The following is a 15,791-nucleotide window of genomic DNA, read 5'->3' on the forward strand; positions in this document are numbered from 1 at the left end:
CTATTTTTGGAGAGTTAGTCGCTTTAATTTAGCTGTCATTGTGCCGTTTTGGTAGGGCCCAATGGAACTAGGAGAATGGGAGGAGACACGAGATGAGTGACCGGTTCATTGATGAAATTTTTAAAAATCGGCAACTGGATGTGAGTGCACTACAAACGTTTGGTTTTCATGAAAAGACGAAGGGTGAGCTCTTGTTGACGCAACCGTTAGCGCCACTGACATTGATCGTTACGTTAACGGTGACCGCCGCTGGCCAGTTAACGGGGGTGTTGACTGATCCAGAAACGGCGACACCCTATGTGCTGCATGTGAGCGAATCACAGGGGCGTTACGTTGCGAAGGTTCGGAAAGCGTATACCAGTTTATTGACCACCATTGCTGATCAGTGCAGTCACCCGCAGGTCTTTACCAGCCCACAAGCACAGGCAGTTATTGCGGCGTGTGCTGATCAGTTTGATAGTCACCCTGAATTCTTATGGGCAAGAACGCCAAATAATGCGATTTTCCGCAAGGCCAGCAATCAAAAGTGGTTTGCGGCGCTGCTAACGGTCCCCAAAAATAAGGTTATCGGGACCGATTCGACACCTGTTGAACTGATTGATGTCCGTGTCCCAAGTGACCAACTAACGACCCTAGTGGACCACCAGACGGTGTTTCCAGGTTACCACATGAACAAACAGCACTGGGTGACCGTGTTGCTGGATGGGTCAATGGCAACGGAGCGACTCTTGACGTTAATTGCCGCCAGTTATGAATTAGCCGTTAAATAATAACGGGCGGCAAAGCGTCTCGGTGGCTTTTTCATGAGAATGCGCTATGCTTAATTAGTAGTCAATCGTGAAGGAGCTGAGGATATGGAAACAAAAGCAGTTGTATTCTTTGATCTTGATGGTACGTTATTTGATGACGATAAGCGGGTGCTACCTGAAAGCATCGCAGCCATTAAGGAAATGCAGGAAAATGACATTTTGCCAGTCATTGCCACGGGACGGAATATTTTTGAAATTCAGGATGTCTTGGACCAAACGGGCATTGATTCTGTCGTGAGCGCCAACGGGTCTTATGTCCAATACCAGGGTCAAAAGCTGTTTCAGGAGACCATCGACCCAGCACTGATTGCTGAATTCACAGCCTTTGCACAAAAGCAAGGCGACGTGGTGGCGTACTATAACAATGAAGGGTTCGCCGTTACGGGTTCGACACCAGACGTTGTGCGCAACTATCAGGCATTGCGGTTGGCTGTCACGGTTGATCCAGATTACTACAAGACCCGGGCAATCAACTTTATGAATGTGTTTAACCACGATAAGGAAGATCTGTACAATGCCCAGTTTGCTGGTCAGTTAGCGTTGGTTCGTAATAACCGGGTATGTTTAGACACCATGAATAGCGGCATTACCAAACGAAGTGGTTTGGAACGCTTGCTAAAGGAAGCCGGGCTAGTGGGCGTACCCACCTATGCGTTTGGTGACCAACTGAATGACCTGGAGATGTTTGCTGGTGTTGATACCGCAATTGTGATGGGCAACGGGCACCCACGGGATAAGGCCGTGGCCGATTACATCACCACAACGAACACGACGGATGGCATTGTTAATGGCTTGCGGCATTACCACCTGATTGCGGCGCCCGAAGTTGCTAACCAGGCCACTACGGGGGCTTCACTGAAAATGGCTGAGGGAGAGTAGTTGCATGAAATTAACAATTCCCACTGAAAACGGGTTTATTGACGAGCACCACGGGAACCAGGCACAACCGGCGGATCGTTACGCTGGCTGGCCAGCTGTTTCAATTCCGATGACGTTTAGTGATGTGCCGGAAGATGCCAAAACACTGGCATGGACATTAATTGATTTTGACGCGGTGCCGGTGTCTGGCTTTGCGTACATCCACTGGCTGGGCGCAAACTTACCGGCTGATCAGTTGAGTGTGCCGGCAGATGCCAGTCGACATGCGGATGGTCAGTTTATTCAAGGGCGCAACAGTACTGCTGGTCGAGTGGTGCACGCCACTGATCCGCTAACGACCCAGCGCTACGTTGGGCCGATGCCACCAAACGGTCCGCATGAATACCTCGTGACTGGTTACGCACTGGACACCACGTTACCGCTGACGGAAGGGTACTGGTTAAACGAGTTCCGCCGTGCCATTGACGGCCATGTGGTGGGTTACGCAACGGCCACGTTCTTAGCTAAACCATAATGACACCAAACAAAAAGACCAATCACTGTGATTGGTCTTTTTGTTTGGTGTCATTAAAGCTTAAGCGTTCGCATCCATTTGTGCTTCGATGTTTGCTAGTGTAAGGGTACTTGTGTCGGCGAAAAGGACGTCAGCTTCGCTGAGTTCATCGCGGTCACCGATCCCGATGGATGTTTCATGGGCACCATTGATGCTGGCAACACCGGCTGCGGCATCTTCAACACCAGCACAGACGCGCGGATCCAGAGCTAAGATTTCAGCTCCCCGGGTGTAGATTTCGGGATCTGGTTTCCCCTTCGTCAGGGTTGCGGGATCAACGATCTTTTTGAAGTAATCGGCAAGACCGATGTGGTCCAAGATAACGGGCGCGTTCTTAGAGGCAGAGGCCAGCGAAATTTGGTAACCATGCGCTAACAAATCATCCAAGAATTCTTTGATGCCAGGGAAGACATCGGCGGGGGTCATGTTTTTGATCAATTCAAGGTAGTTATCGTTTTTCTTGGTGGCGTAGGCAACCTTTTCTTCTGGCGTGTAGTCATTTTCCTTGCCACCAGCGGCTAAAATCATTTCCAAGGAGTCCATCCGTGAGACGCCTTTAAGGCCATTCGCTAGTTCCGTGGTCCACGTAACGCCCAGTTCATCGGCCAACTGGTGCCAGGCTTGGCCGTGGTACTTGGCAGTCCCGGTGATGACACCATCTAAATCAAAAATGAACCCCTTTAAATCTGCAAATGCGGTCATAAAAAATTGCCTCCTAAAATAATTGAATAAGTGACTGATTACTTGTTTGAAAGCACTAGTGGCGTGTCTGGAACCACAGCATGCTCAGTGCCATTAACCGTTAGCGTTGCTGGTTTATCAACGGTGATCGTGATTTGATCATGGGTGAAAGTAAAGCCGTAGCGGACACCCTTGAACCGTTCGTGGAAAGCCAGCCGGTGCCATGATTCCGGAAGGTGAGGATTAACACTAAGTTGGTTTTCAAATTCACTGACCCCGCCGTAGTTCCGGCATTCGAGCATTAACACGGCCCCCATAACACCTAAGTGGATCCCTTCAGCAGTGGTTCCACCCTGAATGTCGTAATAATCTGAACGAAGCGCCGTGTTGAAAAACGCAAACGACTGATCCATGTTGTTGTCGATCAAACTCAGTTGAGAGTACACGATTCGTGACAAGGTGGAGCCGTGCGTTGTCCGGGCAAGGTAATACTCGATGTTTCGGGTGAGGTAGTGCTTTGGTAATTTATAGCCAAGGGTCGTTAGGACGTTGGTGATGGTCCCAAAGCTGAGGTTATAAAACGCCATCAGGGCATCAGCTTGCTTAGCGACCTGGTAGGAATCTGGTGATTTACCCTCGGCCTTTAATAACCGGTCGATTCGGGAAATGTTGCCGTATTTCTTTTGGTACTTGTCAAAATCAAGGGTCGGTAGTTTGAAGTACCCCTCAAATTGACCAATGATGCCATCGCGGTTAATGTCGAGGCTTAAATGATGAGCAACGTCATTGAACCGGTCGATATCGGCGTCACTAAGGCCAGTCTTGGCTAAAATAGCCGTCCAGATTGCTGGTTTGACCGTTTTTTTGATGTTCGCCAGGGTGGTAAACAGCCAGCTGACCATGATATTGGTGTAAGCGTTGTTTGTTAGGCCGGGCTCATCAGCGTTAGGATAATCCTCATGAAATTCATCGGGGCCCATCACGTTTCGAATGTCGTAGCGATCGGTTGCCGGGTTTTTAACGGCTTTACTAGACCAGAAGTGCGCGATTTCCAGTAGCATTTCTAAGCCGTATTGCTCCATAAATGCCTGGTCATCCGTGGTGTGGACGTAAAGCCAAACGTTGTAAGCAATGGCTAGAGAAACGTGGCGTTGCAAGCGGCTGTTATCGGGATCGAACTTACCGCTATCTGGATTGAAGTGAACCAGCTGTGATTGTTCATCACCAGTTTGGGCAGACTGCCAGGGGTACATGGCGCCAGCGTAGCCCTCGGCCGTAGCACTTTCTTTCGCCGCCGCAAGTCTGTGATAGCGGTAGAGGAGTAATTGCTTGGTGAGGTCCGGCGTGTGCAACGTGTAAAACGGCAGAATGTACAGTTCGTCCCAGAAGACGTGGCCCCGGTAAGCTTCACCGTGGAGACCGCGGGCACCAACGGAGGCGTCAAGGTGGGGGTTACTGATTGGTGACGCAGAGACAAAGAGGTGGTAAATGTTGACCCGTGTCAGTTTTTGGGCGGTCAGGTCGCCGTCGATCTGAACGTCGCTATCAGCCCACGTTTTCTCCCAGAAGGCAGCATTACTGGTAACGATGTCACTGAACGAAACGGTGGCAAGTTCCTTTGTGACCGCGTCATTCAAATCGGTGGCGGTCTCTAAGGTGGTGTTGATGGCGATGAGCTTTTCGACCACGTAGGTCGTTTCACTTTGAGCCTTAAACGAAAAGCTTTGTTCCACCACATCGTTATCGACACTTTCGGTCATGCGGGTGGTTGGCGTTAACTCTTGACTGGTCAGTTGTGAACCAATGGCAAACGCGATGTTCGAGGTCTTTGTTTCACCACCAAGAATGGCCGTTCGCCCATTAATGGTTGTTTCAGTGACGTCAAAGTGACGGTTTGCAAAGGCTTGGTACCGTTCAACGTTGGCATTCGTCACGCTCCCATCAATGCGGGAGAAGATGGTCACATCGCCCTCAAAGTTAAGCGGTGTGACCTCGTAGTGGATGGCAAACCGGTGCCACTCGTTCATGTCAGCGACCCGCTGTTCACAAAGCTTCAGTGAATGACCGGTGGGAAGTGACACGAGCATGGTGGTGGTTAGGACACCTGTATGTAAATCAAGTGAGCGGTAAATGTCCGCAATGTTTTCTTTTTTGATGGTAAACGGATCTTGATGATCAATGCTAAACGACAGGTATTGCGCGTTTGGCAGGTTAACAAGATCTTCATTAACGACGTCATGGCCGTTAATGGTCGTTGTTAACTGATTGTACAACCCAGCAACGTAGGTTCCCGGGTAGTTATCCGCGTCGGCGTTAGCGGCTAGGTAGGCGCCCCGAAGGCCGTAAAAACCGTTACCAATCGTTAGCATGGCTTCTTGCCCGTAGTTTCGTTTTGACGCGTATTCGCCGTAATAATCAAGGTGCCACTGATTATACTGCCGTTTGTGCTCAATGGCTTCTAAAAGACCGTCACGGTCGGCCGTTTCATGGCTAACAACCGGAATGTTAAGCATGTTTGATAGGGCCAGACCAAGATCGATTCGTTGGTGGTTGACCGCAATAATGGTGTCGGAAAAATCATAGGTGAGTGGATTTTCAATGATGGCCGCGTCAAAATCAATCCCGGCCAGCTTTTCACGAATCTTCTCCAAATTTTCACCAATTGGCACATCTGGATCACAAACAATCGTGATTGTCTTGGTTGAATTGGTCTTCGAATTTGGTTCATACGAAAGTTCAAACGCGTCATCTAAGACGCGGACGGAAAACGTACGCATAATGACTTACCTCCCCAAAAAAGTGATGATTCTGAAAGCATTCATCTATTATCGTAATTTTTATGGGCCAAGTTCTCAACCTTAACGCCTTAAATTCGTCAAAAAAACGTTTGTTAGGTAAATTGAACATTAGAAACGGCTTCTAAGCCGACAGGCCTTGCCAGGTCTGGTACAATTAATGAGATAGTCTATATAATGAAGAGACGTTTTTAATCGTAACCGCCACAAGTACTGTGGTATGAAAGGAGCTTAACGAATGGCAACCATTGCAGAAGTTATTGTGGATGTCCCCACGATGCAAACAAACCGCCCGTACACGTATTTGGTCCCAGAAACACTGGTTGATGCGGTTGAACCAGGCATGCGGGTGTCAGTGCCGTTCGGAAAGGGTGGTCGTGAAGTCGGCGGCATGGTCGTTGGGGTTCAGTCCACCGTTGACCAGGATGAGTCATTTGGTGGACCACTAAAACCACTTGCAAAGCTCTTGGATCTCGCACCTGTTTTAAACGCCGAATTGATGCAGTTAAGCGATTGGCTTGCGCAAAAAACGTTTGCGTTTCGAATTTCGACGCTCCAAACCATGCTACCAGCCGCCTTGAAGACCAAGAATCATAAACTACTGGTGGTGGATGGCGAGATCAGTGAACCGACGCTTGCCGGTTTATTCGATGATCAAGGTCGGTTGGACTTTACAGAAGCGTCATTGACCCCGGAAGTGATCGATCAACTGGCCCAATTGCAACGGCAGGGGGTCCTTCACGCCGATTACCAGGTCGAAAATAAGGCCAAGGTTAAAACGGCCACGTGGGTGGTCAGTACGTTAACGCCAGCCCAGATTAATGAACAATTAGCCCAAACGCGCGCGAACGCCCTGAAGCAACAGCGGGTTTTAGAACGGCTACGGGATTGTCAAACGCCACAGGCACTGCACGAATTACTTCAGGATGAACGGTTAAGCCGGGCGGACTTTACGGCTGCCGTGAAGAAGGGCTGGGCAACGTTTACAGAACGGGAAGTTTACCGGGAACCATACGCGGCAAAAACGGTGCCACCAACCAGTCCGTTAACATTGCAGCCAGCGCAACAAACAGCCGTGACGGCCATAACCACTGCGGTAACGGCCGCCAAACCAACGACATTTTTACTGGAGGGTGTGACTGGCTCCGGGAAAACAGAAGTGTATTTGCAAAGCATCGCAGCGGCCCTGAAACAGGGGAAAACGGCGCTGATGCTGGTCCCAGAAATTGCCCTAACGCCGCAGATGGTCAACCGGGTTCGCGGTCGGTTTGGTCAACAGGTGGCAGTCTTACACAGTGGATTGAGTAAGGGTGAAAAGTACGATGAATGGCGCCGAATCGAGCGGCACGAAGCCACGGTGGTGGTCGGCGCGCGGTCGGCGGCCTTTGCTCCGCTGACTAATCTCGGGCTGATCATCATGGATGAAGAGCATGAAACAAGCTATAAGCAGGATGACAATCCCAGGTACCACGCACGGGATGTTTTGGCATGGCGGGCGCAGTTTCATAACGCGCCGTTAGTGTTAGGATCCGCGACGCCCTCGCTAGAAAGTCGCGCCCGCGCCGAACGGGGTGTCTACGAGCAGCTTGTTCTACCGGAACGGATCAACCACCAGCCCTTACCATCAACGCAAATTATTGATATGCGTGATCAGCTCAAAGCCCACACGGAAAGTAACTTTTCCACTCAGATGTTAGCCGCATTGAAACAGCGGTTAGAGCGGGGGGAGCAGAGCGTCCTGATGTTGAATCGCCGCGGTTTTTCTTCCTTTGTTATGTGTCGTGACTGTGGTTTTGTGTTGAAATGTCCAAACTGTGACATTTCGCTGGTCCTTCATATGGATACCCACGCGATGAAATGTCACTATTGTGGCCACGAAGAAGCGATTCCACGGATTTGTCCAAACTGTCATAGTCACCGGATCAGTTACTACGGCTCCGGGACAGAAAAGGTGGCCGCAGAGCTAACCACGCTGTTGCCAGACGCCCGGATCATCCGGATGGATGTGGATACGACCCGCCGAAAGGGCATGCATGAAATGCTGCTAACGGCGTTCGGCAACCATGAAGCGGATATTTTACTGGGCACGCAAATGATTGCCAAGGGTCTGGATTATCCTGATGTGACCCTGGTGGGCGTTCTAAATGCGGATACTGCATTAGGCCTCCCAGATTTTCGTGCGAGTGAACGCACCTTTCAATTGCTCACACAGGTTAGTGGTCGGGCCGGCCGGGCAGATAAACCAGGTGAGGTCTTGATTCAAACGTTTAATCCGGACCACTACGCCATTCAGTTGGCGAAGTCACAAGACTACGAACGGTTTTTCCGGGTTGAGATGGGAATTCGGCACATGGGCAATTACCCGCCGTATTTTTATACCGTGCTCATTACTGCCAGTGATCAGGATGAAAATGTTGCTGCCAAGAAGATGTTTGCGCTTCATGAACAGTTGGCCAAGCAGTTAGCGCCAGAGACAATTATCTTAGGCCCAACGCCCCGTTCCATTGCCCGGGTGAATAACCGGTATTACTATCAAATTGTGCTGAAGTATAAACGGGAACCAGGACTTCAACAGGTCCTGGCACAGATCCTGGATGACGCACAGCGTGAACAACGGCACGGGTTACAAATTACGATTGATATGGAACCCCAAAGTTTTATTTAAAGATGAGGAAAGTTAACGATGACAAAAATTGTTTTTATGGGAACCCCGGCGTTTTCAACGCCAATTTTAGAAGCACTCATTAAGGACTACGACGTGGTTGCGGTGATGACCCAGCCTGATCGACCAGTGGGGAGAAAGCACGTCCTGACGCCATCACCCGTTAAACAGGTGGCGTTAGCCCACAACATTGAAGTCCTTCAACCGGAACGGGTCAGCAAGTCACCAGAAATGCAGCGGGTGATCGATTTAGCACCAGACTTCATTGTCACGGCTGCCTTTGGCCAATTTTTGCCAACTAAGCTATTGAAGGCTGCACGGTTGGGCGCAGTCAATGTGCACGCATCATTATTACCACTGTACCGTGGTGGTGCACCGGTTCATTATGCAATTATGAATGGTGATGCAGAAACCGGTGTGTCGATTATGTACATGATTCGGCAGATGGATGCTGGTAACGTCATCGCTCAAGAACGGGTGGCAATTGGTGACCATGATGACGTGGGGACGATGTTTGACAAACTAAGCCTCGTGGGGCGGGACCTCCTGCTGAAGACACTGCCTGACCTAATTGCGGGACCAGTTACGGGAACGGTTCAGGATGAGGCATATGTTAGCTTTTCACCAAACATTAGCCGGGCCCAGGAAGCGATTGATTTTCGACATACAGCCGCAGAAATCGATTGGCAAGTGCGGGGATTGCGGCCGTTTCCAACGGCGTACATGATTCTAAACGGCGTTCGGACGAAAATCTGGGACGTAACCGTTTTGACGGATCAGCAGACCAATCAAGCCCCCGGGACGGTTGTGAACCGGACCAAACACGAGCTGGACTTAGCGGCCGGTGCCGGCACGGTGATCCGAATCAACCGACTTCAACCAGCAGGTCATCCCCAAATGGCCATTACTGACTTTTTAAACGGGGTGGCAGACCAACTGGCAGTTGGCAATGCGGTTGTCACATTACCTGATGGAGGATCAATGAATGCCTAGTAAAGAACAAGCGACGCCGGTGACGAACCCCCGGTTATTAGCCGTGGATGTGCTGACAAGCGTTGCCAACGGTGGTTACTCAAACTTGGCCCTGAATTCGGCAATCAATGATGCCAAACTAACGGACCGGGACGCTGGGTTAGCCACAACCATCGTGTACGGCGTTTTGCAACACCAATTGTTACTGGATTACTGGTTAAAACCGTTTTTGAAACGGGCCGACCGGGTGAAACCGTGGGTCTTGGTGTTGCTGCGGACTGCGTTATTTCAAATGCAGTATTTGGACAAGGTGCCAAAGCGGGCCATCTTTGACGAAACGATCAACATCGCAAAGCTCCGCGGTCACGAAGGCATTCGCCGGTTTGTGACGGGTGTTCTGCATGCGATTGCGCGTGATGGAATTGCCGATCCAGCCGCGATTAAGGATCCGTTGACACGGACCAGCATCACGTATAGTGTTCCAATGCCATGGGTGCAACGGTTACGGAAAGAACTTGGCGACGAAAAAGCGCACCAAATTTTAGCAAGTATTAACGAACCAGCTGTGCAATCAGTCCGGGTGAACGCGGCGTTTGGTCAGCGTGACGCCGTTCTTGAAGCGTTGACAACAGCAGGTTTGACCTATGTAGATAGTCCAGTCAGTGCGGCTGGACTGCGCATTACAGGTGGTCATCCGGCTTCATCGCAAGCATTTCGTGACGGGGCCATCACCATTCAGGATGAAAGTGCGATGCTCCCTGTGGAAGCGTTAGCCTTAATGCCAGACGATCAGGTATTAGACGCCTGTGCAGCACCTGGCGGAAAGACTACCCAAATTGCCGAAGCATTAACCGGTACGGGTCACGTGACGGCACTTGATCTTTACGCGCATAAGGTTGCGTTGATCAAAGCAAATGCGCGCCGGATGCACGTCGGCGACCGGGTCAGTGCGGTTCAACTGGATGCCAACCAGGCGGGTGATCAGTTTGCACCAGAAACGTTTGATAAGATCCTGGTGGACGCCCCCTGTTCAGGGCTGGGGCTTCTTCGCCGGAAGCCAGAAATTCGTTACGCAAAAACGTTAACGGATAGTGCCGCACTTCAGAAAATTCAGCTGGGAATTCTTGATGCAGTTGCACCACTCGTAAAGAAAACCGGTATAATAGCTTACAGCACCTGCACAATTTTGAAGCAGGAAAATGATGATGTGGCAGCGGCGTTTATCGCAGCACATCCGGAATTTGAACCAGTAATGGTCCAAACTACCCGGAACTTAAAGGCCGATCGGACGACCCCGTGGTTGACGATCTATCCCGATGATTTTGGTTCGGACGGCTTTTTTGTGAGTGCGTTTAGACGGCGTGAGGCGCACAATTAGGGTGATTAAGATATGCAAGTAGCTTACTTAACGGATGTCGGTCGACGCCGTGATAACAACCAGGATTTTGTTGGGACGTTTAAAAACCTTGCGGGTCTTGATTTTGCAATGGTTGCAGACGGGATCGGTGGTCACCAGGGTGGGGACGTGGCCTCGTCAATGGCCGTTTCTCACATGGGGAGCCGGTTTGAAGAGACCCGTTTTACGGATCCAGGCACTGCGGCCAAGTGGCTGTCCAGTGAGGCACAACAGGAAAATGACACGATTGTTGCAAAAGCGCAGCAATACCGTGATTTGAACGGGATGGGGACCACCATTGTGGCCGCCATCATCTTTGATGAACAATTCTTGTTGGCAAACATTGGTGATTCCCGCGGATATTTGCTGCGAAATGGCAAGCTGGATCAGCTCACTGAGGATCATTCTTTGGTGAATGAGTTGGTTAAAATGGGGCAATTGAGCATTGAGGATGCACAACGGCATCCCGATAAAAATATCATTACAAGAACGTTGGGGATTAATGACGAAGCTGACATCGACATTAACTTGTATCATGCGTTACCTGGTGATCTTGTGATGTTGTGTTCTGATGGGTTGACCAACATGGTTCCCGATGACAAGATCCATGAAGTGTTGACAGCTACGACACCAACGTTACAAGAAAAGTGTCAAACATTGGTCAACCTGGCCAATGAAGCCGGTGGTCGGGATAATATCACCGTGCTGCTGATGGCAGCAGATCGTGAGGTGTCAACATCATGAGACCTAATTACACGGTTGCGGGTCGCTACCGAATCATCAAACCACTTGGTGAAGGTGGAATGGCAGATGTGTACCTCGCACACGACCTGATTTTGGATCGGGACGTGTCCGTGAAACTATTACGGTTAGACCTTCGCGATGATCCGGCAACGGTTCGGCGTTTCCAGCGTGAAGCGATGGCGGCTAGTGAACTTGTTTCGCCCCACATTGTGAGCGTGTACGACGTGGGTGAAGAAAATGGTATGCAATACCTTGTTATGGAATACGTGCCAGGAATGGATCTAAAGACTTACATTCGGGCCCACTTTCCCATTCCGTATCCCACGGTTGTTGATTTAATGGAACAAATTTTAGACGCGGTGGCCGTTGCACATAGTCACGACATTATTCATCGTGATTTGAAACCGCAAAACGTCTTGGTTAACGATCAGGGCCTTGTGAAAATCTCTGACTTTGGAATTGCGGTCATTAGTAATGAGTCGTCCATGACCCAGACCAACACGGTGCTGGGCTCTGTGCATTATCTGTCACCGGAACAAGCGCGTGGTGGCATGGCGACAAAGAAAAGTGACCTGTATGCGTTGGGAATCATCCTGTACGAGCTCTTGACGGGGAGTGTTCCGTTTGAGGGTGAAACGGCGGTGTCCGTTGCATTGAAACATTCACAAAGCGAAATGCCGTCCGTTCGTGACTTTGATGACCGGATTCCCCAGGCGCTAGAAAACGTGGTGTTACAGGCGACAGCTAAGGATCCGGCAGCGCGGTATGCTTCTGTTGAAGCAATGGCGGCCGACCTTTCGACAGCACTATCACCTGAACGAAGTGGTGAACGGCGGTTTGAGCCAATCGTGACGGATGGGGCAACCAAGGTGATTCCCATTAAGGACATCAAGGCGGCCGCACAACAGATGGAACGAAGCACAACACAAGAAACCGGTCCTGTGCCAACGGTGACCGAAAAAGCACCAACCAAAAAGCGAAAGCGAATTGGTTGGTGGATCGCTGGCATTATCTGTGCGCTTCTTGTCATCCTCTTAGCCTGGTTGTGGTTCCAGCCTAACCAGGCAACGGTCCCAAACGTGGCCGGAATGTCGACTAGCCGCGCTGAAACAACGTTAAAAAATAGTAACCTCACGATTGGTAAAACGACAAAGCAAACGAGTGACACCATGGCCAGCGGGAAGGTCATTAAGACGACACCGAAAATTGGTCGCCAGGTGAAAGCCAATGCCAAGATTGATCTTGTGGTCAGTTCAGGCGTTAAAAAAGTGAGCGTGGATGATTACACCGGTGAGGATTACAGTACGGCCCGTCGTAAATTGATTAAGCAAGGACTAAACGTTAAGAAGGAAACGACGGCGTCATCGACAGTGGCAAAGGGCGTTGTGATGGAACAAGACATCCTGCCAGGCAAAGCAGTTAAAAAGGATTCAACCATTACACTGACGGTGAGTTCTGGGGTGAAGCAGGTCACCGTGAAGACGGTTAAAATGCCAGACTTCGCTGGTAAATCAAAGAATGACGTGCAGGACTGGGCCGACGACCACGACCTCAGCGTTTCGTTTAGTACCCAAAATTCGGATAGCGTTGACGAAAACAAGGTCATTAGTCAGTCACCAATTAGCGGAACAAAGGTCCTTGCTGGGGCGGCGTTTGCCGTGGTCATCAGTAATGGACCGGCGTTGTCGACCACGCAAGCGACGATAACCATTCCGTATAAGGCGCCTGATTCATCATCAAATTCGGATAGTGGTAGCAGTAACAGCAGTTCCTCGAGCAGCAGTCCGGCCGAAAACGATGTTAAAATTTACATTGAAGATCACGACAAAAAGATCAGTGATGTTTATCAAGAATTACAGATTACAAAGGATACAACCGTGACGCTGCCATTTACATTGGCCCACGGCAAGAGCGGTCGTTACACGGTGGTTCGTGACGGGAAGACCATCATGACCAATAACAACGTATCCGGAAATTAGGAGGTGAGTTATGCACGGGCAAATACATCAATTACTAGCAGGCTTTTATGATGTTCAGACGGCAAATGGCGACCTCTACCGAACCAGAGCACGGGGAAACTTTCGGAAACGAAAGATCAGCCCGATGGTCGGCGACTTCGTTGAATTTAGTGTCGAGGGTGATCAAGACGGGTACATTTTGAGTATTGATGACCGTCGCAATGCGCTTGTTCGGCCACCGGTCAGTAACGTGGATCAGGGCGTTGTGGTTACGGCGGTGGTTGAGCCAACGTTTTCCGCTAATTTACTGGATCGCCAGTTGGTTGCGCTAGAGAGCCAAAACATCAAACCGATCATTTATTTCACCAAAACGGATCTAGTGAGTGACGAGCAGTTTGCACATCTGGAAACAGTTGCGACTGGTTACCGGGCGGTGGGGTATGACGTCTTTTTGGTTAAGGATGCGTTTGAATCACAGGCGCTTGCTGATTTATTGGCGTTATTTAAGGATCAACTGACGGTGTTTATGGGTCAAACCGGGGCCGGGAAATCGACGCTTTTAAACCACTTGGCGCCGGAACTTAACTTAGCGACCGGAGAAATTTCGCAAGTCCTTAACCGTGGGAAGCATACGACCAGAAAGGTTGGGCTTCTTGCAGTTGGTGGTGGATTGGTGGCGGACACGCCTGGATTTTCTTCTTATGAAGACTTCGGGATGGACGCCCGTGATCTTGGCGCATACTTTCCAGAAATGGCGACCTTAGCGCCATCTTGCCGGTTCCGGGGATGCCAACACATCAATGAACCGGGGTGTGCGGTAAAGGACGCCGTGGCCGCAGGGACCATCATGGCGAGCCGTTACGACGATTATTTACAATTTCAACAGTTGATTGTGTATCAAAAACCGCGTTATGATAAAAACAAAAAATAAGCTCTTGTGGAGGAGAATTTTATGATTAAGGTAGCCCCATCAATTTTAAGTGCAGATTTTGTGAACTTTGAACGTGACATTAAGATGATTGAAAAGAGCGGTGCTGACTTGTTGCACGTGGACGTTATGGACGGAATGTTCGTTCCTAACATTTCGTTTGGATGGACAACGTTAGCAGCCATTCGGCCAATTACGAACCTCTTCTTGGATGTTCATTTGATGGTTGAAAAGCCTGAACGCTACATTGAACAATTTGCCAAGGCTGGTGCTGATTTGATCGGTGTTCATGTTGAAGCAACAGAACACATTCACCGGGCGCTCCAAATGATTCGAAATGCCGGCGTTAAGGCAGAAGTTGTGATTAACCCAGGCACACCAGTTAGCCAAATTGAACCACTATTACCATTTGTTGACCAAGTGTTGGTTATGACAGTTAACCCTGGTTTTGGGGGCCAAAAGTTCCTGCACGAAATGGTTGAAAAGATTCAATTACTGAATGACTTAAAGCAAGCCAAAGGGTATGACTTTGACATCGAAATTGATGGTGGGGTCAACGACAAGACTGTTGTTGATTGCTATAACGCCGGTGCAACGGTGGCCGTTGCTGGTTCCTTTGTTTACGGTGCTGACAACCCAGCTGATGCGATTGCTTCCATTCATAACGCCACGCGTTAAGCCACATGAAATCAATCATGGATGAGCGGTTGCGTGTGCCCCGGGTCAACATCCTGGTTGGTGGTCCAACAAGCGACTGGCCGCAATCATTGGTGACCGGGCAGATTTCTGGGCCGTGGATCGGGGTTGACCGTGGGGCAGTTCGCTTACTTGACCTTGGCATTACGCCCGGGGTGGCTGTTGGTGATTTTGATTCTGCCACGCAAGCTGAATTTGAGCGGGTTCAATCCCAGGTTCCAGAATTAAAGCAGGTGAGTTCCGTTAAAGATGAAACGGACACCCAGCTGGGCGTGAAAACGGCAATGACCCGTTATGATGCGGCAGAAATTGTCATTTACGGGGCAACCGGTGGGCGCCTTGATCATTTTCTTGCCAACCTTTTTTTACCCCTGGAGCCACAGTTTGCCGCGTTAACGGAACGGTTGGTTTTTGTGGATCGGCAGAATACGATTCGCTTTTACCATCCCGGTGAGCATCAGCTTGCTAAAGAGGCAGATAAACGCTACCTGGCGTTTGTCACGCTTGGGCCGGTCACTGGCTTAACGTTAGCTGACGAACGGTATCGGCTGGATCATGTTGACGTGGCACGGCCAGTTTCATACGCTAGCAATGAGTTTGTGGGCACGACTGCGCACTTTTCCTTTACGAGTGGGGTGGTGTGCGTGATTCAAAGCACAGACCAGCCAGATAATCGTGCTGAACGGTATGATTTAAATGCAGACCTGTGATCAACACG

13 protein-coding genes are annotated in these 15,791 nt (G+C 50.0%); 11 read left to right on the forward strand and 2 right to left on the reverse strand.

All coding sequences use genetic code 11. The features are described 5' to 3' along the window. Positions 1-92 precede the first annotated feature (92 nt). The 3 genes from ACKTR5_RS00720 to ACKTR5_RS00730 all read left to right on the forward strand — a co-directional run bounded on the left by ACKTR5_RS00720 (position 93) and on the right by ACKTR5_RS00730 (position 2,202). Positions 93-770 (forward strand): MmcQ/YjbR family DNA-binding protein, encoded by a 678-nt coding sequence (locus tag ACKTR5_RS00720; RefSeq protein ID WP_407878332.1) that lies wholly within the window; start codon positions 93-95, stop codon positions 768-770. A gap of 84 nt (positions 771-854) precedes the next feature. Beyond that, positions 855-1,688, forward strand: a complete 834-nt coding sequence (locus ACKTR5_RS00725) for a Cof-type HAD-IIB family hydrolase (protein WP_407878333.1) — start codon at positions 855-857, stop codon at positions 1,686-1,688. Between the two features lie 4 nt (positions 1,689-1,692). Then, positions 1,693-2,202 carry a YbhB/YbcL family Raf kinase inhibitor-like protein gene (locus ACKTR5_RS00730; protein WP_407878334.1) on the forward strand — a complete coding sequence of 170 codons (510 nt, stop codon included), beginning with the start codon at positions 1,693-1,695 and terminating at the stop codon, positions 2,200-2,202. A 60-nt stretch (positions 2,203-2,262) separates the two neighbouring features. On the opposite strand, the gene pgmB is transcribed toward ACKTR5_RS00730, so the two are convergent. Both pgmB and ACKTR5_RS00740 read right to left on the reverse strand, forming a co-directional pair. Further along, positions 2,263-2,943, reverse strand: a complete 681-nt coding sequence (gene pgmB, locus ACKTR5_RS00735) for a beta-phosphoglucomutase (protein WP_407878335.1) — start codon at positions 2,941-2,943, stop codon at positions 2,263-2,265. Positions 2,944-2,981: 38 nt separating this feature from the next. Then, positions 2,982-5,699: a glycoside hydrolase family 65 protein gene (locus tag ACKTR5_RS00740; protein WP_407878337.1), complete on the reverse strand. Its 2,718-nt coding sequence runs from the start codon at positions 5,697-5,699 to the stop codon at positions 2,982-2,984. A 256-nt stretch (positions 5,700-5,955) separates the two neighbouring features. On the opposite strand from ACKTR5_RS00740, the gene priA reads away from it, so the two are divergent. From priA to ACKTR5_RS00780, 8 genes are read left to right on the forward strand one after another with little or no spacing between them, the layout of a single operon-like run. Continuing rightward, positions 5,956-8,382, forward strand: a complete 2,427-nt coding sequence (gene priA / locus ACKTR5_RS00745; protein WP_407878339.1) for a primosomal protein N' — start codon at positions 5,956-5,958, stop codon at positions 8,380-8,382. Positions 8,383-8,400: 18 nt separating this feature from the next. Continuing rightward, complete coding sequence (gene fmt / locus ACKTR5_RS00750; RefSeq protein WP_407878340.1) at positions 8,401-9,372, forward strand: methionyl-tRNA formyltransferase; 972 nt, start codon at positions 8,401-8,403, stop codon at positions 9,370-9,372. Continuing rightward, positions 9,365-10,729, forward strand: coding sequence for a 16S rRNA (cytosine(967)-C(5))-methyltransferase RsmB (gene rsmB / locus ACKTR5_RS00755; RefSeq protein ID WP_407878341.1), 1,365 nt, complete (start codon positions 9,365-9,367; stop codon positions 10,727-10,729). Before fmt ends, rsmB begins: the two co-directional genes overlap by 8 nt. A 12-nt stretch (positions 10,730-10,741) precedes the next feature. After that, positions 10,742-11,491 (forward strand): Stp1/IreP family PP2C-type Ser/Thr phosphatase, encoded by a 750-nt coding sequence (locus tag ACKTR5_RS00760; RefSeq protein ID WP_407878343.1) that lies wholly within the window; start codon positions 10,742-10,744, stop codon positions 11,489-11,491. Continuing rightward, positions 11,488-13,470 carry a Stk1 family PASTA domain-containing Ser/Thr kinase gene (gene pknB, locus ACKTR5_RS00765; RefSeq protein ID WP_407878345.1) on the forward strand — a complete coding sequence of 661 codons (1,983 nt, stop codon included), beginning with the start codon at positions 11,488-11,490 and terminating at the stop codon, positions 13,468-13,470. Before ACKTR5_RS00760 ends, pknB begins: the two co-directional genes overlap by 4 nt. A gap of 10 nt (positions 13,471-13,480) precedes the next feature. Then, complete coding sequence (gene rsgA / locus ACKTR5_RS00770) at positions 13,481-14,380, forward strand: ribosome small subunit-dependent GTPase A (protein ID WP_407878347.1); 900 nt, start codon at positions 13,481-13,483, stop codon at positions 14,378-14,380. Positions 14,381-14,401: 21 nt separating this feature from the next. After that, the gene (gene rpe, locus ACKTR5_RS00775; RefSeq protein ID WP_407878349.1) at positions 14,402-15,055 is read left to right on the forward strand and encodes a ribulose-phosphate 3-epimerase; all 654 of its coding nucleotides are present in this window, start codon (positions 14,402-14,404) and stop codon (positions 15,053-15,055) included. Between the two features lie 5 nt (positions 15,056-15,060). Further along, a complete protein-coding gene (locus tag ACKTR5_RS00780) occupies positions 15,061-15,783 on the forward strand; it encodes a thiamine diphosphokinase (RefSeq protein ID WP_407878351.1) in 723 nt (240 codons plus the stop codon). The last annotated feature ends 8 nt before the right edge of the window (positions 15,784-15,791 follow it).

The organism is Furfurilactobacillus entadae (assembly GCF_045862745.1).
GTDB classification, from domain to species: Bacteria; Bacillota; Bacilli; order Lactobacillales; family Lactobacillaceae; genus Furfurilactobacillus; species Furfurilactobacillus entadae.